The organism is Synechococcus sp. CC9311 (assembly GCF_000014585.1).
Taxonomy (GTDB): Bacteria; Cyanobacteriota; Cyanobacteriia; order PCC-6307; family Cyanobiaceae; genus Synechococcus_C.
Genome location: NC_008319.1, coordinates 332,233 through 354,811, shown reverse-complemented (window position 1 = coordinate 354,811; position 22,579 = coordinate 332,233). Strand labels below are relative to the sequence as shown.

The following is a 22,579-nucleotide window of genomic DNA, read 5'->3' as shown; positions in this document are numbered from 1 at the left end:
CTATAGAGCAAATTAATTCAAAACAGGTGCAATCCTGAGACAAAATTTCCAAACACATAGAAAAACAATTGCCACAAAAGCTCTCGGACCTGCCTTCAGAGCAGATCATCGAATCTTCTCTTGTACGTAGTGAGCAAAATCACAGGCAGCCTTGTCTCTGATCAACGAGCGCAGCCTTCAGAGGGGCGATGGTGTGAATGCCAGGGAGATGACCCTGAATTAACACTCACATCTAACAACAATGATTCATTCAGCTCTTGATCTCAACAACATCTTTCTAAAAATCAACCAGAAAGCAAAAGACGGCATCAAAAAAGCCACAACAATTAGCGCAATTGCGGCCACAGGAATGGTGCTGACCACAGCGTTGCCATCCTCCGCCAGCGAATGGACTGCGCGGCATGGCCTGTCAAGTTCTAGTTATCAGCAGACTTTCAACAACTACACCAAGAAAGGCTATTGCCTAAAGTCAATTTCAGGCTATCAACAAGCAGGGAAGGCAAATTACGCTGCAATTTGGAGCAAAAACGAGTGCAAGCCATTTATTGCTCGTCACGGATTGAGTCCACAAAAATATCAAGCCGCATTTAACGCTTTCAACAAAAAAGGGTATCGCTTGACATACATCAATGGATATGAAATTGGAGGCAAGCCATTCTATGCAGCGATTTGGGAAAAAACCTCTGGCCCTGCTTACGAAGCACGGCACGGCCTCACTGAAAAGCAATACCAAAGCCAAGTCACTTCTATGTCTGGCAAAGGATACGGAATAAAGCATGTTAGCGCATTTAGTCTAAAAGGATCTCCTAGATTTGCTGTCATATTCGAAAAGAATATGCCCACATGGAAAGCTCGGCACGGACTTACACACTCTCAATACCAGAAAGAATTTAACAAGTCAGCCAAAGAAGGCTATCGCCTGAAAGTAGTCACCGGCTATCGCAAAGGGAATAGCGATCGCTATGCTGCTGTGTGGACCAAAGAAGGCGGGCAATATTATCAAGCACGCCATAGCATTCCAACCAAAAACTACCAGCATATCTTCGACAACTATCGATATCAGAGTTACGAACCAAAATACATCGAAGCATTCAACTCAGCGAGTGGAGTCAAGTTCAATGGAGTCTGGGAAAACAAGAAATTTGCAAGCAAAAGCCTACGATCAATAGAAAGGAAAGTTGGTCAATACATGCGTGATAACAACATCAAAGGCCTGTCGATAGCCATTAGCAAAAACAATAAACTTGTGTACGCCCGTGGTTTCGGCAAAGCAGACATCACAAAGGGAATTGCAGTGGGGCCAAAGCATCGCTTTCGCATTGCCAGCGTTTCAAAGCTTGTAACTCAAGCGGCAATCAAGAAACTCTTGAAAGAAACATCTCTAAACTCAAACTCTAAAGTATTTGGCAAAAACAGTATTCTTGGAGACGACTACCCAACGCCTTCAACCAACCCAAACATCGATAAAATCACAATTCAGCATCTACTGAACCATCACGCAGGATTGACAAATATCAACAAGAATGGAGACAAAAAAGATCCAATGTTTTCTTACTCTGGGTCTACGTTTACCGGCCTAATCAATTGGACATTAAGCAATTACCCTTTAGCCTCAAACCCTGGACAAAAAAAGCAGTATTCTAACTTTGGGTACTCTTTACTGGGGCGAGTGATTGAGAAAGCAACCAATGCAGACTACGATTCTTACGTGAAAAACAAGATCCTGAATCCTGCAGGTGCCAAAGGCATGGTTATCGGGCGAGACAAAAAGAACCAACAACTGCGCAATGAAGCTACATACTATGGAGGAGGAGCTTATTCAAGCGTCAAGCCTCAACGGTTTGATTCTCATGGTGGATGGATAGCCACACCTATTGATCTACTTCGTTTCATGAGACACAACAATGACCACGGGAGTAGCCATTACGGCCTTATGGACGGCACAGCAGCAGTGTACAAGAAGAATTACAACTCAAATTTTGGCTATGCTGCAGCAACTAACAGCCGCAAAGACCCTGCAGTTCTTAACAGTTTAATGCAAGACATCGTCAACTCAACCTCCAGCTGGCCTAGCGTTAATATGTTTTAAATACTGCACTAACGAATAGCGAAATCTAAAAGCTTAGGCAATGCCTAGGCTTTTATTTTGAAGGGACGACAATTGATTTCACCAACGAGTTATTATGCTGCCAGCAAAAGCGAAAAACCTCTCCTTGCACCAAAACCCTAGGGATACCTTCAATAAAAGAGGATCGTGGATGCAGATCTAGAGGATCTTTTTATGCAGAATGACCCACTCGTCACAAACCTATAATTAAGCAACACAAAAAAGCTTCCATCGCACCACCGGTCAGATCTGGGAATCCCCGTTAGTTAGACCCTTCAATTCCACGTCTTTGATCAAAGGCATTGTGGCTCTGTTGATATTGATACTTGTTGTCGAAATTCTTTCAACGCATCAGCCATCTCTTCATGGACGTTATTGATTTGTTTCCACGATCGATCGTGCAAGGAGGACTTGATTTAAAACTTCTCAATCAATGTCTCCTCCATGGCGAAGACGTACTCCGTAATCCAGGAGCCAATCCTGATGCTTCGATGCTCCTCGCTGGCCAGCTCAACCAACAACGAGAACTCAATCCAACACACCCCGCCGTTCGGGAACTTTGTGAATCTGTCCTTCTGGGAAGCGGGAGGCGGCGAACTCTGGACTCTCGCCTTTGACGTTGTGGCACACCCACTTCCGGGCATCCACAGCCTCCGGAGCAGAACCAAAATATTTTCTTTCGAGGCAGCGGCCAAGGCCAATTGTCTGAGACGTCGTCTCAGACAATTGGCCTTAAGATTGTTTTTCAATTTCAAGGACAGCCATGGCCTGGGGCCTTGAGGAGCAGCCTTCCATCGTTACAGCTATAGGCCTTCACAGGCGCCAACCGTTTGCCTTGGAGTCTTGCTGATGTTTTCGACAAGCACTCACTTCACAAGACGTCTGCCCTTATTTGTAGGCCTCTCGGCTCTTGTTTTGGTCTCAACGCTTGCCAGACCCAGCGCCCTCATCACCTATGGCCTTATCGCTTTAGCTGGTGGGCTGGGCCGTCGCTGACGACACTCGGGACGACCATGCGGTAAAAGGGATGTCAGCAACGGCCATAAACGATGTCGCAATCCAAAAGAGAACAGGTCGTGAGCCACCTTCGCTACATCCGCCAGGAGCTGCGAGAAATGCATCAAGGCGTGATGGAAGACGGACTCTTGCCTGAAGCGGGTGAAGTGAGAGGAGTCATGGCCCAGATGGAGGCGTTGCTTGAGCTACTAGAGGGGAAATCATCCCGCAAAGCGAAAGCCGATTCCGACTGAATTGTGGTCCCGCTTAGTGGTCAACTCAAAGCAAATCTTGCTTCAACAGGAAATGCTCAAAAACCAGCTATTCATATAAGAAACAAATAAAAATCGAGTATTTTTAGGTCGGCAGCTTGCCGGCCGGGTGATGGGGATCAACTGGTGGCACACTTTTGATTACGAGGTTTGAGGGGCTCGATGCATGACCGCTCGACTGCAAAAGACTCGACTTCAAATCAGTTTCGGAGAAGCCACTTCACGCCTTGACCAGTGGGCAGTGAATCCCTGGAGAAGGGCTTCTTTAATGTTGATTGCCCTCGGAGCAAGCTTCGCTCTTGGGAACAGCATTGGTGCCATTGCAGGTGCTTTGGCGTTAATGGATCCAGTGGCCGCACTGGTGACTGTGGCGATCTGGGAGCTGATGGTTCGAACTAGACGGCATTGGGCGCGAGATCGGCAAAAGCATCTGGGACGTGATCTATTGGACATGTCACGCATTGGTTTGCTCTATGGCCTCTTATTGGAAGGATTCAAGTTGCTTTAAAGAACGCACAAATCCAGACAATCTTGTACGGAATCCATAGCCTGGATTTAGATCTGCTGATGGTTAGACCATGGCTGCTGAGCATTTCTTTCTCGAGCTCGAACCGCCAGAAGAACGTCTTCGCGACGCCCCTCATGTGGTGATCGTGGGCGGGGGCTTCGCTGGAGTTCGAGCCTGCAAAGCGCTTGCGCAGGCAGATGTGCGGATCACCTTGATTGATAAGCGCAACTTCAATTTGTTTCAACCGCTTCTTTATCAAGTAGCAACAGGCCTAGTAGCTCCCGGTGATGTTGCGACACCCCTGCGACAGCTGGTTGGAAAGCAGCGCAACGTTCAGGTCCTGCTGGGAGAAGTCACGGGCTTAGATGCCAAGAAGCAACAAATCAACTTCAGCGAAAAAATTCTCACCTACGACCACTTAGTACTCGCAACGGGCTCGGGCAGCACCTATTTCGGCCATGAAGAATGGCGCACTTTTGCGCCACCGATGAAAATCCTTGAGCACGCTCAAGAAATTCGTCGCCGCTTGCTGATGGCGATGGAGCAGGCCGAACAAACACCTGATCCCGCGGCACGCAAATTCCTTCAAACCGTGGTGATTGTGGGAGGGGGGCCTACGGGATGCGAGATGGCAGGTGCCACCTCCGAGTTAATGCGCAATGCCATGCGCCGTGAGTTCAAGCAACTTGATCCTGATGATTCAAGGATCATCGTGATCGACCCTGGCGATCGATTGCTGAGGGCGATGCCTGAGTCGTTGTCGGCCTCTGCTCAAAAGACCCTGGAATCTCTAGGGGTCGAGACCCTCTTTAAGGGACGTGTTCAGAGCATGAAGCCTGGAGAAGTCTCCGTTGGCACTCCAGATGGCGAACAAACAATTCAAGCTGCAACCGTGATTTGGACAGCCGGTGTACGACCATCTCACCTGGGCAAGACCCTGGCAGGCTCGATCGATTGTGAATTGGATCGTGGCGGGAGGGTGATTGTTGAACCCGACTTCAGCGTGAAAGACCATCCAGAGATTCGGGTGGTTGGCGATCTCTGCAGCTATAAGCACACTTCCACGGGAAATCCACTGCCCGGGATGGCAGGCCCAGCAACCCAAGCGGGCGGTTTCGTCGGCAAAGACATTGCCGCGATCATGAGTGGAGGGAATCGTCCGAACTTCAAATGGTTTGATTTCGGCAGCATGGCCGTGCTGGATCGTGTTGCTGCTGTTGCTGATCTGCGCGGCTTCAAATTCAGTGGAAGCCCAGGCTGGGCTGTGTGGGCCGCCGCACACCTTGCCTTCATGCCCGATCGAGAAAATCGCTGGTCCTTGCTGATCAAGTGGATGTTTGCTGTTCTGTCGCAGCAACGCTCATCAATGCTGCTCACTGGCATGCCAAGTCAGCACATCGGTCTCGACTCCGCAGACGCTCCGTTCCCGATGAACAGCGGAAGCGGGCCCTCAATTGCCGCACCAGATGCGGCTCTCAAAGCAGCCATGAATTACTACGCCAATTCCGTCTCCGGTGTTTCTGCTCAGGATGGCGCTGAGGCCCGCGACGACTCCGCCACAGGATCAGACGCTGCCATCAAATAAAGCAGTGCCATGCGGATAGGAATCCCGTTTCGCACCTGATCCTCAACCAAGCAAATCGAGCGGTCGTCCAGGAGTCCACCGCTCATTTCAACTCCACGATTGACAGGGCCTGGATGGAGCACAGGGCCTGAAAAAGCACAGCGTCGCAACCGCTCATGGGTGAGCCCAAAATCACGGTGATAGCGATCAAGATTCGTGAGCAGGTGATCGGTCATGCGTTCCTTTTGTAAGCGCAACGTCATCACAGCGTCCGCGCCAGACAGACAGTCATCCAAGGAGCGGCTGATCTGCACCGTTCCACGCTCCCGGACAGGATCTGAAGCTTGCCCGGGAGGCGGAGCATCCAAAAAAGCCGCAAACGCATCGGGCACAAGACTGGGCGGCCCACAAAGCACCACATCCGCGCCACATGCACTTAACGCCCAGAGGTTGGAGCGTGCCACGCGGGAATGCACCACGTCGCCAACAATCACGATGCGCTTGCCCTGCAACGCATCAAGTTGAGAGTTGCGGGGATCGAAATGGTGAGCAAGCGTGTAGAGGTCGAGCAAACCCTGGCTGGGGTGGCTGTGCTGACCATCACCGCCATTCAGCACAACGGTGCGTTCTCCGGCTTGATCCAACTCAGAGGCCAACTGGGCGGGTACATCCGTGCAGCGATGGCGAATCACCAACACATCAGCCCCCATCGCGACATAAGTGCGCGCTGTGTCGAGCAGGGATTCGCCTTTGCTCAGGGAACTGCTGGAAGGAGAAAAACTCTGCACATCCGCAGACAACCGCTTGGCGGCCAACTCAAAGCTGCTGCGCGTGCGCGTGCTGGGCTCAAAAAATAAAGTTGCAACCAATCGCCCTTGCAAGGCCGGGAGTTTGCGAGCGCCCGTCACCGGCATCGAACGAAAACGATGGGCAAGTTCCAGCACCGTGGCGTAGTCGTCACGCGAAAATGAAGCCAAGTCGAGCACATGTCGATGGGACCAGCCACTCATCGCTTCCACTCCAGAGTTGGAATGAAGGCCTGGCTCAAAGCAGGCATCCGATCACCTCGGGCACGCCGGCTCACGCTGCGTGAGTCCTGCAGGTACCAACGCCAGGGCAAATCCTGTGCCTGAGAGATTCCGATCCGCGTGGTGGTCACAAGCTCAGGGACGTTGAGAACGGAGGGCCTGGAGGCCAACCAGAATTCATTCTCGCCACAGACGGCTTGGCTGTCATGCGTTCTGTTGAGACCAAACCGCCTTGCTAACAAACCTGGACCAGCGGCCACTCGCTCAGGCTCGCCAGGCATAGCAACAGCGCGAAGCAACACCCCATTGGCCCAATCACTGCGATCGGTCACCACATTCACGCAGTGGTGGATGCCATAGCTCACATACACATAAAACCGCCCAGGCTCGCCAAACAGCGTTTCGTTCTGCGGTGAGCGTCTGCGATAACCATGGCAAGCGGGATCGTCTTGGGAATAGGCCTCAGTTTCCACAATCACGCCCCAGAGCAGACTTCCATCGTTCTGGCGTTTCACTAAGAAGCAGCCAATCAATTCAGGTCCAACGACCTCCGCAGGGCGGCAAAAAAAGGCTTGAGGGAGGGCTGAAAATCTACGGGGATGGGCTGGATGGCTCAATGAGTTGCTGGAGAGATGATCCATGGTTCCACCACTCCGCTCCATGCATTGTCATCAAGACAAGGCAATCCAGCCGCGCCATTCCAGATGGCATGTCAACACAACCCGAATGACCAGACTGTCGAGACGCAAACGATGAACGACGAACCCCATGTCGGCATCACCCACAATCACCACAAGCCAAATCAAAGCCAGGCGGGACCTGGCGTTTCTTGTGCTAGCCGGGCTCTTTCTTGGCACCCTTGGGATGCTCAACATCCTTGGCCTGACACGCTTCCTCACCCTTGGCCAGATTGGGGCATGGCCCATCGTGGTGGCCGTTGGCGCCCTCCCCTATCCCGTTACTTTTCTGTGCACCGATCTCATTAGTGAGCTTTGGGGGGAGGAGAAAGCCACACAGGTGGTGTGGGTAGGCCTCTTACTCAATGGATGGGTGGTGTTGATTCTGTGGCTCGGAGGTCTCCTGCCCGGCCTCAACGGCGCTCCAGAATCCACCTTTTTTGAGATTCAACGCCTGGCCTTTGGGTCCGTGGGAGCATCGATGGTGGCTTACCTCACGGCCCAATTCGTAGACGTGCGGTTGTTCCACTTTTGGAAGGAGCGCACGAATGGCAAGGCCCTCTGGCTCCGTAACAACGGCTCCACCCTGGTGAGCCAATTGGTAGACACCAGCGCCGTGGTGTTGATCAGCCACTACGCCGCGCATGTGTTGCCCATTCGCGCCGGAGAAGCGGTTCTTCCTCAGCTAGGAGCTTTCATTGCCAGCGGTTATTTGTTCAAAGCCCTCGCGGCTTTTGCTGACACCCTGCCCTTCATCTGGCTCACCACCTGGTTACGCGATTGGCTGGATATTCAAGGAGACGGCAAGGAGATTATTCCCTGAGATCCGCGCCACTCCGGTGATGATCAGCGCACCAAGGAAGCTCAGTTTGCAACTCCTTGGCATGATTGGTGCACTGATCTTGCAACCATGGACGCCGCCCTCTCCGGCTTCAATCTCGGGACCGTGTTGGTCTTTGGCAGCGGACTGTTCGTGATTGCCACCTTTTACTTCGGAACCAGAGGCGGCTACTACAACACCGACAAGTACGACGGCAACGGCACAGCGCACTAAGGGGCGAGCTGAGCGATCATCAAGCCACTGATCGAGATGGCATGAACGCCACCCTGCCTGGCCCAGCAGCCAACACCGAAGCCATTCGTTTGGCTCTCCAGAGTTGGCCCGATGTTGAGGCCTATCTGAAAGGCTGCAAAGGAATCATCATCCCCTTAGGTTCCACAGAACAACATGGACCCACGGGTGCGATTGGGACTGACGCCCTCACAGCAGAAGCTGTGGCGTTGGAGCTAGGTCGTCGCAGCGGAGTGCTGGTTACGCCAGCTCAGGCCTATGGCATGGCCGAACACCATCTCGGCTTCGCGGGCACGATGAGTCTTCAACCGGCCACCCTGATGGCGGTGATGCATGACCTTGTGTTGTCCTTAGCCACCCATGGATTCGAGCGAATCTTTGTGGTGAATGGCCACGGAGGCAACATGGCCACCACCAAAGCAGCCTTTGCCCAGGCCTATGGAACCGCCGCCAGCAGAGGACTACCGGTAGCACCCAAACTGCGCTGCAGACTCTCCAACTGGTTCATGGCAGGGGCTGTGATGCGCCAAGCCCGAGAGCTCTATGGCAATCGCGAAGGCCAACATGCCACCCCAAGCGAAATCGCCGTTACCCTCCACCTTCACGACAGCCTGGTGACCAAACAAAGGCCCTTACCTGAAGCCGCCCCATGCGGAGCGATTCACGGCCCAGCCGATTTTCGGCGACGCTATCCCGATGGCCGCATGGGCTCTGACCCCTATCTGGCCAAGCCAGAACACGGAGCAGAGTTACTGGATACAGCAGCCACGGCACTGCGCGAAGATCTTGAAACCTTTCTCTCCGCTGCATGAGCAAGATCACCGCCGACGACGTTCGCAAGGTGGCCAAACTTGCCCGCCTAGATCTACCTGAAGACACCATCGCTACCTATACAGGGCAGCTTGAGCGAATCCTCGATTATGTGGACCAACTTCAAGCGGTGGACACCGAAGGGGTTCCACCCACAACACGTGCTGTAGAAGTGGTCAATGCCACGCGTGAAGACTCTGTTGTGGCCACAGATGTGCGCCAAGAGCTTTTAGATCAGGCCCCCCAACGTGAAGGAGATTTCTTCCGCGTTCCTAAAATCCTCGCGGATTAAGCGAAAAAACAACAAAGAGCACGTCAACGCTACGGATTAGTAACGTTGACGTGCCGGCGTGACAGCGGTTCTTTTCAGCAAAGACAGCCAACCTCGTCGCAGGCGCCTACTGGGCAGAAACTTTGCAATCGGGCGCATCTTGCTACCCCTTGGCTTGTGACTTCGAACTCCGATCAGAATGTCATAAAAGAAATTGACGACATCCGAGCGAGTTTCAAAGATTCCTAGCCTCTGCGGCGATTCTTTTGCATCAAGGAGAGACTTCGTCGCCTCATAGGCGGGCTTGTACTCAAACCAGGGGATAGAGGGCCAAAGATGATGAACTAAGTGATAATTTTGACCCATAATCAACCAATTCATTGTGCGACCTGGATACACACGAGCATTCTGCCAACGGTTCCGCGACAAAAACGGCCTGTGGGGCAAGTAATCAAAGAAAAGGCCCAGCGTGACTCCAACCATGAGCGCTGGGGCAAACCAACAATTAAAAATAAAAGGCAGAAAATCGAATCGAATTGCAGCAACAATAATAGTAAAAAAGATTGCACGCTCGAATCCCCACTGCATCAACTCCCAACGCTTCCAAAGCTTTCGCTGAAAGAAGAAAAACTCGTGATAAAAGAACCTAGGCGCAATTAACCAGAGAGGGCCAAAGGTACTGACGATGTGGTCAGGATCATGCTTTGGATCATTCACATGAGAATGATGTTGCAAGTGCACCCGCGTAAAGACAGGGAAACTAAATCCCAAAAGCAATGCTGATCCGTGCCCCATTGTTTGATTAACCCAAGGGACCGGATGAGCCGCCTTATGGCAGGCATCGTGCACAACTGTGCCCTCTAAATGAAGTGCTAAGAACCCACATATCAACAACAGGGGCAACGGCCAACCACCTACAAACCAGCCCCAAATGGTCAAAGCTGCCAAGCCATAACCACCCAAAAACAAAGCAACCGTTGGATTCCAGGCAGACGGTGGATCGACAAACTCTTTAGGCACTGACCGAAGCAGGGGCGTCGATCCCTGGCTCTCCGGTTGTGCGAGTGCTTGAGTCATCGAAAAGATTCCTGTGTCGCCTGCTACTACAAGCGACACCAATCTAGGAAAGGAATGCCCACCGCGAGACTTGAACTCGCACAACCGAAGTCACTGGTACCTAAAACCAGCGCGTCTACCAATTCCGCCAGATGGGCAGAAGCGAATCCTAAACATCGACCCAGAATGGCGACAACGTCGACACTCGATTCACCGATGCTGGCCACTCTCATTGGAGACCTCTGTTTGCTGGCGGGTCTTGCAGTTCTGCTGCTGCCACTGCTCGCCACTGAACTCAGTCGTCCCCGCGATGGCGCCTGGGGAGCCGTCATCCTCCTACTTGGGCTGGTCCTCGTGACCAGCAGTGACCGACTCCGAGGAGCTCCCATGCTGGGAGTGGCCTGCGCTGGGTTGCTGATCAGCCGCCTAGGGGCAGAAGTTGGGCAGGCCCGCTGGCAACAACTCAGCGATGAGGAGCAACAAAGACTCGGCTCCCGGGAACGTTGGACCACGAGCCTTCAACAACTCACCTCCGTATTAGCCAGCCTTGTGAATGCCACAGCTGACACACTCAAAAGCCTGAAACCTGCCGCAAAAACCGGAACCAACAAACTCTGGATACGACCTGAGCAGCCGTCCGCCGATGCAGATATAAACACTCCTCCCAGTGATGAGATCAGTGAAAAATCTGAAAAAAGTGAACAACCTGGAACGAACGAGGCAAGTCACGACAACGACACCACAACTGAAGCTCAAGGCACTAAGCAACAACACAAGAAAAGCTGGGTCCGTCCAGACAGCCCAGAACCATCTCTGGGAACGCATGAGGTGAGTTCAACGTCCAGCAGCGATGAAACTCAAACCGACGCCACCCGAGCTGAAACGAGCATGGACAGCCATGCAGACGGCACTCCAGGCAGCGCCATCGACACAGCCTCAAACACAGCCCCCAATACCACCCGCACCGACGAAGACTGATAATCCCCTTTGCTGCAGCCGCCAACGTGACCCAGCAGACAGGCCAGGACGCTGATCAGCGCCCGTCCTACAAAGACACCCTCAACCTGCTGGAGACGGGGTTTGGCATGCGTGCCAATGCCATCCACCGCGAACCGGAACTTCAAGCGTTCTGGAAAGAGAAAGGCATTGATCTGGATCTTGGACGCAACAATCCCGGCCCGGTGTTCACCCTGCATGACGGCCCCCCTTATGCCAACGGCGCCCTGCACATGGGCCACGCCTTGAACAAGGTGCTCAAGGACATCATCAATAAGCATCGACTGATGCAAGGCAGGAAGGTGCGTTTCGTGCCTGGCTGGGACTGCCATGGCCTACCGATTGAGCTCAAAGTGCTCCAGGCCATGAACCAGGAGCAGCGTCAAGCGCTCACCCCGATCAAGTTGCGCAAAAAGGCTGCGGCCTACGCCCACAAGCAGGTTGCAGGACAAAGGGCGGGCTTTCAGCGCTGGGGCATCTGGGCCGACTGGGATCATCCCTATCTGACGCTTCAAAAGGACTACGAAGCCGCTCAGATCGACGTTTTTGGAACGATGGCGCTGAAGGGCCATATTTACCGAGGCCTGAAGCCAGTGCACTGGAGCCCTAGCTCACGCACCGCACTAGCAGAAGCCGAACTGGAATATCCCGATGGACACACCAGCCCCAGTGTCTACGTGGGCTTTCCTGTTGTTGATCTTCCCGAAAGCCTACGTAGCAAGCTCAACGCGCAGGGCTTGGACGTACCCGCAGCGAGCGACACCCTGAGTCAGTGCCTACAGGTAGCGATCTGGACGACTACCCCCTGGACTCTGCCCGCCAACCTGGCGGTGTCGGTGAACGATCGCCTCGATTACTGCCTCGCAGATGACGGCAACGGGCAGCTTCTGATCGTGGCAGCCGAGCTTTGCGACTCCATCGCCTCCAAGCTGGAACGCCCACTGCAAGCCAAAGCCACCGTGAAGGGGGCCGATCTTGCTGGCATCACCTACAGCCACCCCCTGCTCGAGCGCCGTAGCGCCATTGTTGTAGGTGGGGAGTACATCACCACGGAATCGGGTACGGGTCTGGTGCACACGGCACCAGGCCATGGCGTGGATGACTTCAACACCGGGCGAAAGCACGGCCTGCCCGTGCTCTGCCCTGTGGATGAAGCCGGAACACTCACCGCAGAAGCCGGCCCATTCGAGGGCTTAAACGTGCTCAAGGATGCCAATGCAAAGATCATCGCGGCGCTCGAAGACTCCGGCTCCCTACTCCTCCAAGAGAGCTACAGCCATCGCTATCCCTATGACTGGCGCACGAAAAAGCCCACGATCTTCAGAGCGACAGAACAGTGGTTTGCCTCAGTAGAAGGATTCCGCACCGAGGCGCTAACGGCCATTGATGGCGTGCAATGGCTGCCCGCATCCGGCAGGAACAGGATTGAATCCATGGTGTCCGAGAGGGGCGACTGGTGCATTTCCCGTCAACGGACCTGGGGTGTCCCGATTCCCGTGTTCTACCAACGTGAAACCGGCGAAGTGCTGCTCAATTCCGACTCCATCGCCCATGTCAAAGCTCTGATCGCAGAACACGGAGCCGACATTTGGTGGGAAAAAGACGAGGTTGACCTCCTCCCCTCCAGCCACAAAGCAGAAGCGCACCTCTGGCGCAAGGGCACCGACACCATGGATGTGTGGTTCGATTCCGGCTCAAGCTGGGCCTCTGTGTCGAGCCAACGCGACGGTCTCAGCTACCCAGCAGATCTGTACTTAGAAGGATCTGATCAGCATCGCGGCTGGTTCCAGTCCTCATTGTTGACCTCGGTGGCCGTCAACGGCACAGCGCCCTATCGAACCGTGCTTACCCATGGTTTTGCCTTGGATGAAAAAGGCAGAAAGATGAGCAAATCACTCGGCAATGTTGTTGACCCGATGGTGATCATCGAAGGCGGCAAAAACCAAAAGCAAGAACCGGCCTACGGCGCCGATGTGCTTCGCCTATGGGTGAGTTCTGTGGACTATTCCGCAGACGTGCCGATCGGTGCTGGCATCCTGCGGCAGCTATCAGACGTTTATCGCAAGGTGCGCAACACCTCGCGCTACCTGCTTGGAAATCTCCACGACTTCATCCCAAGCCGTGATGCGATCTCCATCAGCGATTTGCCGTTGCTCGATCGCTGGATGTTGCAGCGCACCGCAACCGTGCTCGACCAGATCAGTGAAGCGTTTGAACGCTATGAATTCTTCCGCTTCTTCCAGCTCCTGCAGAACTTCTGCGTTGCCGATCTTTCAAACTTCTATCTCGACATCGCCAAGGACCGGCTGTACGTCAGCGCCCCCAACGACAAGCGTCGCCGCAGCTGCCAAACCGTGATGGCGCTGATCATCGAACGTCTGGCCGCGGCCATCGCCCCAGTGCTTTGCCATATGGCAGAAGACATCTGGCAAAACATTCCCTATCCCACAGGGACCGAGTCGGTGTTTCTCAGCGGCTGGCCCAGCGTGCCGGAGGAGTGGCGCGATGACAGCCTTCGAGACCCCATGCAAGAGCTTCGCGAGCTGCGCGCAGCGGTTAACAAAGTGCTGGAAGAATGCCGAAGCAAGCGCAAGCTGGGATCATCGCTTGAAGCGGCCGTTCGCCTCGAAGCGCGCACCCCCGCTCTCCAAGACGCCCTTCAATGGCTCCAAAGCAAAGGAGATCAAGAGGTGGATGGCCTGCGCGACTGGCTCCTCGTGTCCCAATTGCAGATTGGAGGCGAGCCTTGGGCCGAATTGCTGGCCAGTGATGACAACGAGCTCGCCGTGATCGAAGTGGCCCTATCTCGGGGTCAGAAGTGTGAGCGCTGTTGGCACTATGAAGCCGACATCGGTCAATACAGTGATCACCCCGGCTTGTGTGGTCGCTGCGTGTCCGTGCTGGAACGGCGCTGATCATGCAAAAGCTGTGCTCAAATCCGAGGCAACGTTCGCTATGAATGAAATATTTATGGAAACCTCACGACAATTCACTGTCCACCTCATTAGCGGAATCAATGTACTTTCAGCCACTCTTAGACGGACATATGCACCAGCAAATCCAACCTCTGTTTTTAACTTGCCGCCCTCATTTTGAACAACGAGCCAGACTATATATAAACCTGCACAAACATCACAAGAAAAATTATTTGCTGCCAATTTGGAAACGAAACTGAAGGCAAGGCAAACGGATAGTCTCTCATAAGCCGAATATCTCGCCATCGAGCAGATGCCAAGACGTCACAGATAGACGACGAAGAGACACGAAAGAATATGAACAATCGAGGTTCAAGACTATCCTACGAAACTTTTGCCCACTCGCCATAAACATATCAACGAAGACTATTCACCGCTCACAAGCCAGCTTTTATTGATTGACCGAAATACGCTCAACATGCCTTTTGCAAATAAACAAATTCACCCTCTTGCATCACCCCTAGCAAGAGATATCACACATGCCATGAAGCCACCAGCGGCAATCAATTCAAGAAACTCCTCTATGGCTTGATAAGAGAAAATCTTTATACGAAAAATATCAATAGACTGAGACACAAGTATGCACAAAAAAATTACAAGCCAGTATCCCAATATTTGCTTACTAGAGCAATATGCAAATATTTTTCTAGTGCAATTCTTAACTAATGGCGCTCGCTTTGCAAAGGCACAAATCAATATCACAAAGACTACAGCAAGTACTCCGAGGGTTTCCAGTGCGTGGTAAACGATATTTGTTTTTATTAAATTTGCAAAGACCTCTGCTACGTCATGAATCCCATCAATCTTTACACCGTGCACTCTAAAGAAATACATTCCCTTAAAGGCCCGATCCCCAAAACTCACCTCATCCAAAAATCCAATTAGCCCCAAAACGGACAAGGTAAGGAATACTTTTTTATCACTTGATTTAATGAAAAACTGACTAATTGAAAGACATGCTGAGCCAAGGAGGATGCCCGCAGTTGCATTCTCAATCAATCCGTCCTCCCCAGAAATATTTAGCAAAATCAATGAATTAGACATCAAAAGACCAAAGAAAATCGCCGCCAGCACAAATACATACAAGCCATAAGAGCGTTGGGTCAGATTAAGTCCCTTCACGCGAGCGACTTTCAACCCAGCCAAGAAGCTATGCACCTACATCACCAATAATGAGACAATTCACTTTAGAGAACACCCCATCCGTGGAGAATCTTCCATTGCGGAGACAATTGTTGAACATTTGCAAAAACGATTGCGAGGACGACCCTCAACTTTTAATTTTACAGCACGACTCAAGCAAAAAACAAATGTTTAACAAGCTTAAATCACGCTCATGTCTGTGCGCTTACAATCTTTTTTCACACGCACCCTGTCCAACACAGGGATTAGATCAGGAAACCAAATCACATGCTAAACAGTTCCCGAATAATGAAACATATCCGGATGAGACATTCATCGTTTACCACAATAAAGCCACATAGTTCTGCCAGGAACACCCCAACCCTTAAAGCGCCACTTCAGCAGAGAAAATCTGACTTGCCAAAGCAAAGTTGATTTACACGTCTCAAGGGAATCTGTCTATACAACGCCAATACGAATGATTTCATAAGGCTCTGTATCTTTGACCAATCTCATTTAGGCCCAAAGATCTCGATCCATCAGAACATCGGCAGGCAGAGGCCCCACAAGCAGTTGCTCTTGCTGAGGATCCAAAGGACCCAGCAGGAGTTCGCCCGTTTCAAGCACCGCCCCATCAGGAAGCACGGTTCGATCCGGATCAAAATCTGTTGAGTGGGTGGTGCAGCTGCTGAAGCCCCGAAAGATCAACACTTCCAGAACTTCTTCTTCCCGTTCAGAGGTCTGCACAGTTCCTCTCAGCCGCAACACGCGATCGGGGTGATCGCGACTGATCGCCTCAAGAACCGGCAAAAACGGATCAGAACTCACCAGCCACCCGCCCCTGACGCGGCAGGCGCACGAGGAGCCATTGGAGAAGCCCCACCACATACGCCACTAAAGCCACGTAGCCGATGAATGCGGCAACTGCCTCACTCCACTGCCCCCCGAAGACGAAGTCGAACAAACGTTCCGCCACACGATGCAATCCCTGGGGACCTTCCAGCCAGGCCATGCACTCAGGACCGCTCAGTTGGTTTGCACAGCGCAACGCTGTTGCCGACATCCCCGCCGCAAGCAAGGCAAATCCGCTGAGCGCCCAGCGCCAAATGCGAACGGTCAGCGGTAGGGCACTACCCGGTGCGCTGTCGGCCAGTTCTTCATTGAGATCCACCCAGAACCAAACCGAAACCACCATCAGCACTGGGGCAATGAAGGCCATGACATATCCGATCGGCCGCCGATCGGTGAGCAGCAACACACTGATGGGCAGCAGGCTTGCCACCTTCCAATACAAACTCAGCAATCGCACCATGGCTGGCTCACGCCGCACCCCTGCCCAAATCAGCAAAACAAGCGGAACACCCAGGGCAAATGTTGCACCCAGGCGATAGGTAAGCCAGACCAAACTGCGATAGGGGAGATCAGGCACCAGGCAGGTTCGAGTTGGAGCCATTATCGATGCCATCGACCTAGCCCTCAAGATTGGTAGGGTCAAATGCATGGTTCCGTTCAACCCCCTCGATTGGTTCCGAGGCTCCGGAGCCCAGGCCAAATGCCGAACTGCACTCAGTGGCTGTGCCTCTTTGGAAGAGGCAACGAAAGACGTCAGCAATCAACTTGGCTCGGAAAAAGGCGATTTAGCCCTGGTGTTTGTTTCCAGCCATTTCGCTAGCGATCTCCCGCGGTTGCTCCCGCTTCTCAGCCAACGACTCCAGGCCGAACACTGGATCGGTTTTGTTGGAGGCGGCGTTGTTGGAACGGACAGTGCCGGACGATCGCAAGAGCTGGAACAGACCACGGCCCTCAGCATCACCCTCTTAAATCTCCCTGGAGCTCAGCTGAAGCCGTTTCAACTAGACACTGGCTCTCTCCCGGACCTTGATGGACCGGTTCAAAACTGGCAGGACTGGGTCAGCGTGGACCCAACAAACAGCCGATCCCTGCTGCTGTTCATCGATCCCAGTTGCGGAGCGATCAACGACCTCATCAGCGGCCTGGATTACGCCTATCCCAACGCTGCGATCATCGGTGGCATTGCCGCACCCCATAACGCCAGCCATGGATCCCTACTCCTCAATGGTCAGATCATCAATGGTGCCGCAGGGGTGAGCATAGGTGGCGACTGGGTTCTTGATCCGGTCGTTGCCCAGGGCTGCCGACCGATTGGTCCCGTGTTTGCGATCGAACAAGCCCAGCGCAACGTCCTGCTGGAACTCAGCGATGGTGATCGTCGCGACAATCCTGTGGCCTGCTTGCAACGCGTCCTGGCCGATCTCAATGCGGAGGACAGAGAGCTGGTGCAGCACTCCCTGTTCCTTGGGGTGGAACGTCGCAATTTGATGCAGGAGTGCCCCAGCGATTTTCTGGTGCGCAATCTGATTGGCGTCGACCCTCGCAATGGTGCAGTCGCGGTAGCTGAGCGGGTCCGCCCAGGCCAACACGTGCAGTTTCAGCTCCGAGAAGCGCAGTCATCAAGGCAGGAGGCACGCCAGCTGCTGGAGGTCAGCCAAGAGCGTTGTCCCTTCCCTCCTCCCCTTTGCGGTCTGTTGTTTGCCTGCCTCGGTCGAGGGAGCGGGCTGTTTGGAGAAGCCAACGGGGATGTTTCGATCGCTCGTGACGTGATGCCCAATCTTCCAATCGCCGGAGCGTTCTGCAACGGAGAGATCGGCCCCTTGAGCAACACCACCTACCTGCATGGTTACACCGCTTGCTGGGGCTTACTCCGCCACGCACCGCTGGCTGAGTCAACTGAGGGCTGATGCGCCAGCACGTCAATCCCCTCAGCCGCTTCTTTCAGTTGCCGCTGGAACTCCCGGCGCCGCATGAGCTGTTTGAGCATCCCAACCTGCCGATCCATCTCGATATTGGTTGCGCTCGAGGCTTTTTTCTGTTGGAGCTGGCGGCGATGCAGCCCGAGCGCAACCATCTCGGAGTTGAGATCCGCCGGCCTTTGGTGCAAGCCGCCCAACACGATCGCGACCGGCAGGAACAGCACAACCTTCATTTTTTATTTTGCAACGCCAATATCAGCCTTGAGGCTTGGATGGCAGCGTTGCCGCCAGACCAGTTGCAGCTAGTAAGCATTCAATTCCCAGATCCCTGGTTCAAACAACGCCATCGCAAACGTCGAGTGCTGCAACCCGCCCTCTTGCTTGCCATCGCTGCAGCACTCCATCCCGGCCGACACCTGTTTCTGCAAAGTGATGTGTTGGCAGTGATCGAACCGATGGTGGCCCTCGTGGAACTCTCCAACTGCTTTGCGCGCCCGAAAGACGATCCACAGCCTTGGCGATCCAGTAATCCCTTGCCCGTAGCAACGGAACGGGAGCGCTACGTCCAGGAACAGGGACAACCCACCTATCGCGTGCTGTTTGAGCGCACCCAGGCTGAGCTTCCAGCATTAAGGGATCTGGAGATGGCTTGGCAACAGGTTGATAATTCCAAAGACGCTGCACCCACACCTCATGGCTGAGGCTCCGGCCCCACCACCTTTGTTGCTGAGCTGGCAAGGAGTCCTGCCCGCTAGTGAGCAGCAGCGACGGCGCCTGAGTTGGTTAGCCAGCATCCTGCTCATGGTTCTGCTCGCAGGACTGCCCTTCCTCACCCGAACGGGGTTAGGCCTTGTGGTTCTGGCCTGCGGAGCGCTGTGGATCCTCTGGTCCAGCGTGAGCCAACCTCAGCGCATCGGTGCCATCAGCGCCTGGGTGCTCTTGTTTCTTGGCATCGCCTTGCTCGCCACGGGGTTCTCCCCTGTTCCGGCTGCAGCAACAAAAGGCCTGATCAAGCTGCTCAGCTACCTCGGCGTCTATGCCCTGATGCGCCAGCTGCTGGCCGAGCGACCCGACTGGTGGGACCGGCTCGTGGCCGCATTGCTGGGCGGCGAATTGCTCACCAGCGTGATGGCCTTGCGCCAGCTCTACGGACCCACCGAGGAGCTGGCACGCTGGGCCGATCCCAATTCTGTAGCCGCAGGCACGATCAGGATCTACGGACCCCTCGGCAACCCCAATCTGCTGGCGGGATATCTGGTGCCAATCCTTCCATTAGCGCTCGTTGCCTTGATCCGCTGGAATGGCTGGGGGGCACGCTGCTATGCAGCGGTTGCACTGGGGTTAGGAGCTACCGCCACCCTGTTTAGCTATAGCCGCGGGGGCTGGCTGGGCATGCTCGCGGCCCTTGGTGTGCTGCTGCTGCTGCTCGTGTTGCGTGCCATTCGCAACTGGCCAAAACTTTGGCGACGTCTCGTCCCCATCGCCCTGCTGGTGCTTGCTGGAGTGGCCTTAGCAATCGCGGTCACGCAGGTGGATCCGATTCGCACGCGAGTCGCCAGCTTGCTAGCTGGACGAGGCGATAGCTCTAACAACTTCCGCATCAACGTGTGGTTGGCCGCAGTGGAGATGATTCAAGACCGCCCCTGGCTGGGCATCGGACCAGGCAACGCCGCATTTAATGCCGTTTACCCCCTCTATCAACAGCCAAAATTCAATGCCCTGAGTGCCTATTCCGTTCCTCTAGAGCTCCTGGTTGAAACGGGCATTCCAGGCTTGATCGCTGCGCTTGGGTTGGCTGGAGCCAGTCTTCGCAACGGCCTTAGAGCGCTGCGCTCAACGGCTGCCCTGGCGTTGCCCTGGCTGGGCTGCCTCGCCGCGATCGCTGGACTGGTCATTCAAGGCGCTACGGACACCATTTTCTTCCGACCAGAAGTGCAAATCATCGGTTGGTTTTGCCTGGCAACCCTGAGTCAGGCCCAACAAGCCACCCAGACAGACCCATGAGCGACGCCCTGATTTTGGCTGGTTTCGATGCTGGCCAAACCCATTGCCGCTGCAAGTTGAGCCGATGGCATAACGGGAACTGGCAACCGCTAGGCGAAGGCAAGGGCAGTGGCGTCAGCCATCTACAAGCCAACGAGGGCGAAACACGGTTCGTGGAGGCCATTCGCAGCAGCCTGGATGCCGCCAATCCCAGCGGACTTGAGATCAACGCTGCCGCTGTTGGTGCCAGCGGAGTGGAGCAGGGCACAGCACTTCAGGACCGCGCAAGCGAGCTGCTGGCAGCCAGTCTCGCGTTACCAATCGAGCACTGCATCGCCACTGGCGACGAACGCATCGCTCTGCGTGGAGCATTCCCCAACGATGCCGGCATCGTGCTGATCAGCGGCACGGGAATGATCGTGGTTGGACGCAACGCCAGCGGCCTTGAACAACGTTGTGGGGGATGGGGATGGCAACTGGATGGGGCTGGCGCTGCCTTTGATCTCGGCCATCAGGGGCTGCAGCTCAGCCTGCGCATGGCCGATGGCCGACTCCCAGACGGACCGCTCCGCAACCAGTTGTGGCAAGTTCTCGGTTGCCGCACAGCCGCAGCGATCAAGGCCTTCGTTGTGCAGCCGAACTACCAACCAGCCCAGCTCGCCCAATTGGCCCCCCTCGTCTCGGCCGCCGCTGAAGCAGGCAATATTGAGGCCAAGGCCATACTCGACCGCTCCGGCGATGCCCTTGCCGAAGCCGTACAAGCCGTGGCTTCTTCCCTGGGGCTCACTCAGCCAGTGCTCTGTGCAAGAGGTGGCGCACTGCTGAATCTGGCGCCCCTTCAACAAGCCGTAAACACGTCTTTACGCCGTCGCCAGGTCGATGCTCGCTGGGACGACCGGAGTGGTGACGCCTGCGATGGAGCGCTCACGCTGGCTCTCGAACGCTGCAGATCATGAGGCGTTGAGATGCAGCTCTGCTGCTGCCGCCAAGCTGGAGGTCCAGTGATCGACCACCGCTTGATCGGCAGCCTCAACCATCACACGCAGCAGTGGTTCTGTCCCACTCGCCCGCACCAGCACACGTCCGTCTTCAGCCATCGAAGCCTCCGCTTCTTGAACCAGAGAAGAGAGAGGCGCACAGTCCGCCCAACCCTTTCTGCGTTCGCGATTCTCGACGCGCACATTCACCAGTTTTTGGGGATAGGCCTGAAAGCTCTGATCCACCCACTCGGCCAAGGAGAGCTGCTGTGCATGGCAGAGGCTCGCAATCTGAAGAGCGGTCAAGACACCATCACCAGCCAAACCATGGGCGGAAGAGAGGATGTGACCTGATTGCTCGCCGCCAAGAGCTGCCCCCGTGCGGACCATCTCGGCATGCACATGCTGGTCTCCCACCGGTGTCCGGTCCAGGAGCCCACCGCGCGCCTGCCAAGCCCGCTCAAACCCCAAATTTGACATCACCGTGGCCACCAAGCGCTGATCAGGGAGCTGTCCCTGCTCTTGCAAAACCGACCCCCAGAGAAAGAGGACATGGTCGCCATCCACCACCCGTCCTTGGCCATCAACCGCCAACATCCGATCGGCATCCCCATCGAAGCCAAAACCCATGGCGGCGCCCTTCTCGATCACGGCGCGGCGTAAAGCCTCAAGGTGGGTGGATCCGCAATTCACATTGATCCTTGTTCCGTCCGGATCACCGTGCAACACCGTGAGATCGGCGCCAAGGGCAGAAAACACCTCTGCGCCACAGGCTGTTGCCGACCCCCAGCAGAGATCCAGCACGATGGGCACACCATCGAGTCGATGCTGCCCAACACTGGACAGCAAGCTCGCGCGGTAGTCGTCAAGAAGTTCAGGACGATGGCGTGCAGCTCCTGATGCCGCCAACGCCATCCCAGAGCCATCTCCACCACACAGACCAGCTTCAATCGCCTGCTGACGTTCAGGAGACAACTTGCTGCCAGTGGCTCCAAACACCTTGATGCCGTTGTCTTCCGGAGGGTTGTGGCTCGCCGAGACCATCAAGCCACCGGCAGCTGAATAGCGGCGAATCAAACCTGGCACAGCGGGCGTGGGACACAGTCCCAAAGTCCAAACCTCTCTGCCTGAAGCCGTCAGGCCTGCGGTGAGTGCCGCGACCAACATGCTTCCGCTACTTCGCGAATCCATGCCAATCAGCACAGGCCCCTCGGCTTGAAGCACGCGTCCACACCAGTACCCAACCTGAAGAGCCAAGGCCGGAGTGAGCATGGTGTCCACCCGACCACGCAAGCCATCGGTCCCAAAGCTGATCTTCGATGGCTTTGGGAGTTGCCCCAAAGGATGGATGGCAGCTTCAGCCATGAAAATTCAATTCTGAACTCAATCTTAAG

Annotated in this window: 23 protein-coding genes and 1 tRNA gene; 16 read left to right on the top strand and 8 right to left on the bottom strand. The window is 54.7% G+C overall.

Features of this window, described 5'->3' with window-relative positions:
• Positions 1-241 precede the first annotated feature (241 nt).
• From SYNC_RS13510 to SYNC_RS01655, 6 genes are all read left to right on the top strand, one after another.
• Positions 242-2,089, top strand: coding sequence for a serine hydrolase (locus SYNC_RS13510; protein WP_011618322.1), 1,848 nt, complete (start codon positions 242-244; stop codon positions 2,087-2,089).
• Between the two features lie 383 nt (positions 2,090-2,472).
• On the top strand, positions 2,473-2,724 hold the full coding sequence (locus SYNC_RS01670; RefSeq protein ID WP_193328837.1) for a hypothetical protein: 252 nt from the start codon (positions 2,473-2,475) through the stop codon (positions 2,722-2,724).
• Positions 2,725-2,950: 226 nt separating this feature from the next.
• A complete protein-coding gene (locus tag SYNC_RS14525; RefSeq protein ID WP_167897100.1) occupies positions 2,951-3,103 on the top strand; it encodes a hypothetical protein in 153 nt (50 codons plus the stop codon).
• 53 nt (positions 3,104-3,156) lie between these two features.
• On the top strand, positions 3,157-3,357 hold the full coding sequence (locus tag SYNC_RS01665) for a hypothetical protein (protein WP_006853639.1): 201 nt from the start codon (positions 3,157-3,159) through the stop codon (positions 3,355-3,357).
• Between the two features lie 184 nt (positions 3,358-3,541).
• The gene (locus tag SYNC_RS01660) at positions 3,542-3,883 is read left to right on the top strand and encodes a DUF565 domain-containing protein (protein ID WP_011618319.1); all 342 of its coding nucleotides are present in this window, start codon (positions 3,542-3,544) and stop codon (positions 3,881-3,883) included.
• A 70-nt stretch (positions 3,884-3,953) separates the two neighbouring features.
• Positions 3,954-5,468, top strand: coding sequence for an NAD(P)/FAD-dependent oxidoreductase (locus tag SYNC_RS01655; protein WP_011618318.1), 1,515 nt, complete (start codon positions 3,954-3,956; stop codon positions 5,466-5,468).
• On the opposite strand, the gene SYNC_RS01650 is transcribed toward SYNC_RS01655, so the two are convergent.
• A complete protein-coding gene (locus SYNC_RS01650; protein WP_011618317.1) occupies positions 5,408-6,457 on the bottom strand; it encodes an aspartate carbamoyltransferase catalytic subunit in 1,050 nt (349 codons plus the stop codon). The genes SYNC_RS01655 and SYNC_RS01650 overlap by 61 nt on opposite strands.
• Complete coding sequence (locus SYNC_RS01645) at positions 6,454-7,116, bottom strand: DNA-3-methyladenine glycosylase (RefSeq protein ID WP_049750378.1); 663 nt, start codon at positions 7,114-7,116, stop codon at positions 6,454-6,456. The genes SYNC_RS01650 and SYNC_RS01645 overlap by 4 nt, the downstream gene beginning before the upstream one ends.
• Positions 7,117-7,243: 127 nt before the next feature.
• Between SYNC_RS01645 and SYNC_RS01640 the strand changes: the two genes are divergently transcribed.
• The 4 genes from SYNC_RS01640 (at position 7,244) to gatC (ending at position 9,326) form a co-directional block, all read left to right on the top strand.
• Positions 7,244-7,975 (top strand): queuosine precursor transporter, encoded by a 732-nt coding sequence (locus tag SYNC_RS01640; protein WP_041426308.1) that lies wholly within the window; start codon positions 7,244-7,246, stop codon positions 7,973-7,975.
• Between the two features lie 87 nt (positions 7,976-8,062).
• On the top strand, positions 8,063-8,206 hold the full coding sequence (locus SYNC_RS14520) for a hypothetical protein (protein ID WP_006853653.1): 144 nt from the start codon (positions 8,063-8,065) through the stop codon (positions 8,204-8,206).
• A 41-nt stretch (positions 8,207-8,247) separates the two neighbouring features.
• Positions 8,248-9,036: a creatininase family protein gene (locus tag SYNC_RS01635; protein WP_011618313.1), complete on the top strand. Its 789-nt coding sequence runs from the start codon at positions 8,248-8,250 to the stop codon at positions 9,034-9,036.
• Entirely contained in the window at positions 9,033-9,326 is a 294-nt protein-coding gene (gatC, locus tag SYNC_RS01630; protein WP_011618312.1) for an Asp-tRNA(Asn)/Glu-tRNA(Gln) amidotransferase subunit GatC, read from the top strand. Before SYNC_RS01635 ends, gatC begins: the two co-directional genes overlap by 4 nt.
• 36 nt (positions 9,327-9,362) lie before the next feature.
• On the opposite strand, the gene crtR is transcribed toward gatC, so the two are convergent.
• Together crtR and SYNC_RS01620 are read right to left on the bottom strand one after the other, a co-directional pair.
• On the bottom strand, positions 9,363-10,382 hold the full coding sequence (gene crtR / locus SYNC_RS01625; protein ID WP_011618311.1) for a beta-carotene hydroxylase: 1,020 nt from the start codon (positions 10,380-10,382) through the stop codon (positions 9,363-9,365).
• 55 nt (positions 10,383-10,437) lie between these two features.
• A tRNA-Leu gene (locus SYNC_RS01620) sits at positions 10,438-10,519 on the bottom strand.
• Between the two features lie 28 nt (positions 10,520-10,547).
• On the opposite strand from SYNC_RS01620, the gene SYNC_RS15110 reads away from it, so the two are divergent.
• On the top strand, positions 10,548-11,339 hold the full coding sequence (locus tag SYNC_RS15110) for a hypothetical protein (protein WP_255321990.1): 792 nt from the start codon (positions 10,548-10,550) through the stop codon (positions 11,337-11,339).
• 26 nt (positions 11,340-11,365) lie between these two features.
• A complete protein-coding gene (gene ileS, locus SYNC_RS01610; protein ID WP_011618309.1) occupies positions 11,366-14,272 on the top strand; it encodes an isoleucine--tRNA ligase in 2,907 nt (968 codons plus the stop codon).
• A 501-nt stretch (positions 14,273-14,773) separates the two neighbouring features.
• Here ileS and SYNC_RS01605 read toward each other — a convergent pair.
• From SYNC_RS01605 to SYNC_RS01595, 3 genes are all read right to left on the bottom strand, one after another.
• Positions 14,774-15,469, bottom strand: a complete 696-nt coding sequence (locus tag SYNC_RS01605) for a hypothetical protein (protein ID WP_148201801.1) — start codon at positions 15,467-15,469, stop codon at positions 14,774-14,776.
• A 501-nt stretch (positions 15,470-15,970) separates the two neighbouring features.
• Entirely contained in the window at positions 15,971-16,282 is a 312-nt protein-coding gene (locus SYNC_RS01600; protein WP_011618307.1) for a hypothetical protein, read from the bottom strand.
• Entirely contained in the window at positions 16,272-16,883 is a 612-nt protein-coding gene (locus SYNC_RS01595; RefSeq protein WP_011618306.1) for a DUF3177 family protein, read from the bottom strand. Before SYNC_RS01595 ends, SYNC_RS01600 begins: the two co-directional genes overlap by 11 nt.
• A gap of 70 nt (positions 16,884-16,953) precedes the next feature.
• On the opposite strand from SYNC_RS01595, the gene SYNC_RS01590 reads away from it, so the two are divergent.
• Genes SYNC_RS01590 through SYNC_RS01575 form a run of 4 tightly spaced genes read left to right on the top strand, consistent with a single transcriptional unit; the run spans position 16,954 to position 21,164 of the window.
• Entirely contained in the window at positions 16,954-18,213 is a 1,260-nt protein-coding gene (locus SYNC_RS01590) for an FIST N-terminal domain-containing protein (RefSeq protein WP_011618305.1), read from the top strand.
• Positions 18,213-18,926 carry a tRNA (guanosine(46)-N7)-methyltransferase TrmB gene (gene trmB, locus SYNC_RS01585; protein ID WP_011618304.1) on the top strand — a complete coding sequence of 238 codons (714 nt, stop codon included), beginning with the start codon at positions 18,213-18,215 and terminating at the stop codon, positions 18,924-18,926. Before SYNC_RS01590 ends, trmB begins: the two co-directional genes overlap by 1 nt.
• Positions 18,919-20,229 carry an IctB family putative bicarbonate transporter gene (locus SYNC_RS01580; RefSeq protein WP_041426307.1) on the top strand — a complete coding sequence of 437 codons (1,311 nt, stop codon included), beginning with the start codon at positions 18,919-18,921 and terminating at the stop codon, positions 20,227-20,229. Before trmB ends, SYNC_RS01580 begins: the two co-directional genes overlap by 8 nt.
• The gene (locus SYNC_RS01575) at positions 20,226-21,164 is read left to right on the top strand and encodes a BadF/BadG/BcrA/BcrD ATPase family protein (RefSeq protein WP_041426306.1); all 939 of its coding nucleotides are present in this window, start codon (positions 20,226-20,228) and stop codon (positions 21,162-21,164) included. The genes SYNC_RS01580 and SYNC_RS01575 overlap by 4 nt, the downstream gene beginning before the upstream one ends.
• Here SYNC_RS01575 and glmM read toward each other — a convergent pair.
• Positions 21,159-22,550 carry a phosphoglucosamine mutase gene (gene glmM, locus SYNC_RS01570; RefSeq protein ID WP_041426305.1) on the bottom strand — a complete coding sequence of 464 codons (1,392 nt, stop codon included), beginning with the start codon at positions 22,548-22,550 and terminating at the stop codon, positions 21,159-21,161. The genes SYNC_RS01575 and glmM overlap by 6 nt on opposite strands.
• Positions 22,551-22,579: the final 29 nt, after the last annotated feature.

Excerpts from the sequence above, each read along its gene's own strand:
- SYNC_RS13510 (WP_011618322.1), top strand. The coding sequence starts at position 242 with ATGATTCATTCAGCTCTTGATCTCAACAACATCTTTCTAAAAATCAAC.
- SYNC_RS01670 (WP_193328837.1), top strand. The coding sequence starts at position 2,473 with ATGGACGTTATTGATTTGTTTCCACGATCGATCGTGCAAGGAGGACTT.
- SYNC_RS01665 (WP_006853639.1), top strand. The coding sequence starts at position 3,157 with ATGTCGCAATCCAAAAGAGAACAGGTCGTGAGCCACCTTCGCTACATC.
- SYNC_RS01660 (WP_011618319.1), top strand. The coding sequence starts at position 3,542 with ATGACCGCTCGACTGCAAAAGACTCGACTTCAAATCAGTTTCGGAGAA.
- SYNC_RS01655 (WP_011618318.1), top strand. The coding sequence starts at position 3,954 with ATGGCTGCTGAGCATTTCTTTCTCGAGCTCGAACCGCCAGAAGAACGT.
- SYNC_RS01650 (WP_011618317.1), bottom strand. The coding sequence starts at position 6,457 with ATGAGTGGCTGGTCCCATCGACATGTGCTCGACTTGGCTTCATTTTCG.
- SYNC_RS01645 (WP_049750378.1), bottom strand. The coding sequence starts at position 7,116 with ATGGATCATCTCTCCAGCAACTCATTGAGCCATCCAGCCCATCCCCGT.
- SYNC_RS01640 (WP_041426308.1), top strand. The coding sequence starts at position 7,244 with ATGTCGGCATCACCCACAATCACCACAAGCCAAATCAAAGCCAGGCGG.
- SYNC_RS14520 (WP_006853653.1), top strand. The coding sequence starts at position 8,063 with ATGGACGCCGCCCTCTCCGGCTTCAATCTCGGGACCGTGTTGGTCTTT.
- SYNC_RS01635 (WP_011618313.1), top strand. The coding sequence starts at position 8,248 with ATGAACGCCACCCTGCCTGGCCCAGCAGCCAACACCGAAGCCATTCGT.
- gatC (WP_011618312.1), top strand. The coding sequence starts at position 9,033 with ATGAGCAAGATCACCGCCGACGACGTTCGCAAGGTGGCCAAACTTGCC.
- crtR (WP_011618311.1), bottom strand. The coding sequence starts at position 10,382 with ATGACTCAAGCACTCGCACAACCGGAGAGCCAGGGATCGACGCCCCTG.
- SYNC_RS15110 (WP_255321990.1), top strand. The coding sequence starts at position 10,548 with ATGGCGACAACGTCGACACTCGATTCACCGATGCTGGCCACTCTCATT.
- SYNC_RS01590 (WP_011618305.1), top strand. The coding sequence starts at position 16,954 with ATGGTTCCGTTCAACCCCCTCGATTGGTTCCGAGGCTCCGGAGCCCAG.
- trmB (WP_011618304.1), top strand. The coding sequence starts at position 18,213 with ATGCGCCAGCACGTCAATCCCCTCAGCCGCTTCTTTCAGTTGCCGCTG.
- SYNC_RS01580 (WP_041426307.1), top strand. The coding sequence starts at position 18,919 with ATGGCTGAGGCTCCGGCCCCACCACCTTTGTTGCTGAGCTGGCAAGGA.
- SYNC_RS01575 (WP_041426306.1), top strand. The coding sequence starts at position 20,226 with ATGAGCGACGCCCTGATTTTGGCTGGTTTCGATGCTGGCCAAACCCAT.
- glmM (WP_041426305.1), bottom strand. The coding sequence starts at position 22,550 with ATGGCTGAAGCTGCCATCCATCCTTTGGGGCAACTCCCAAAGCCATCG.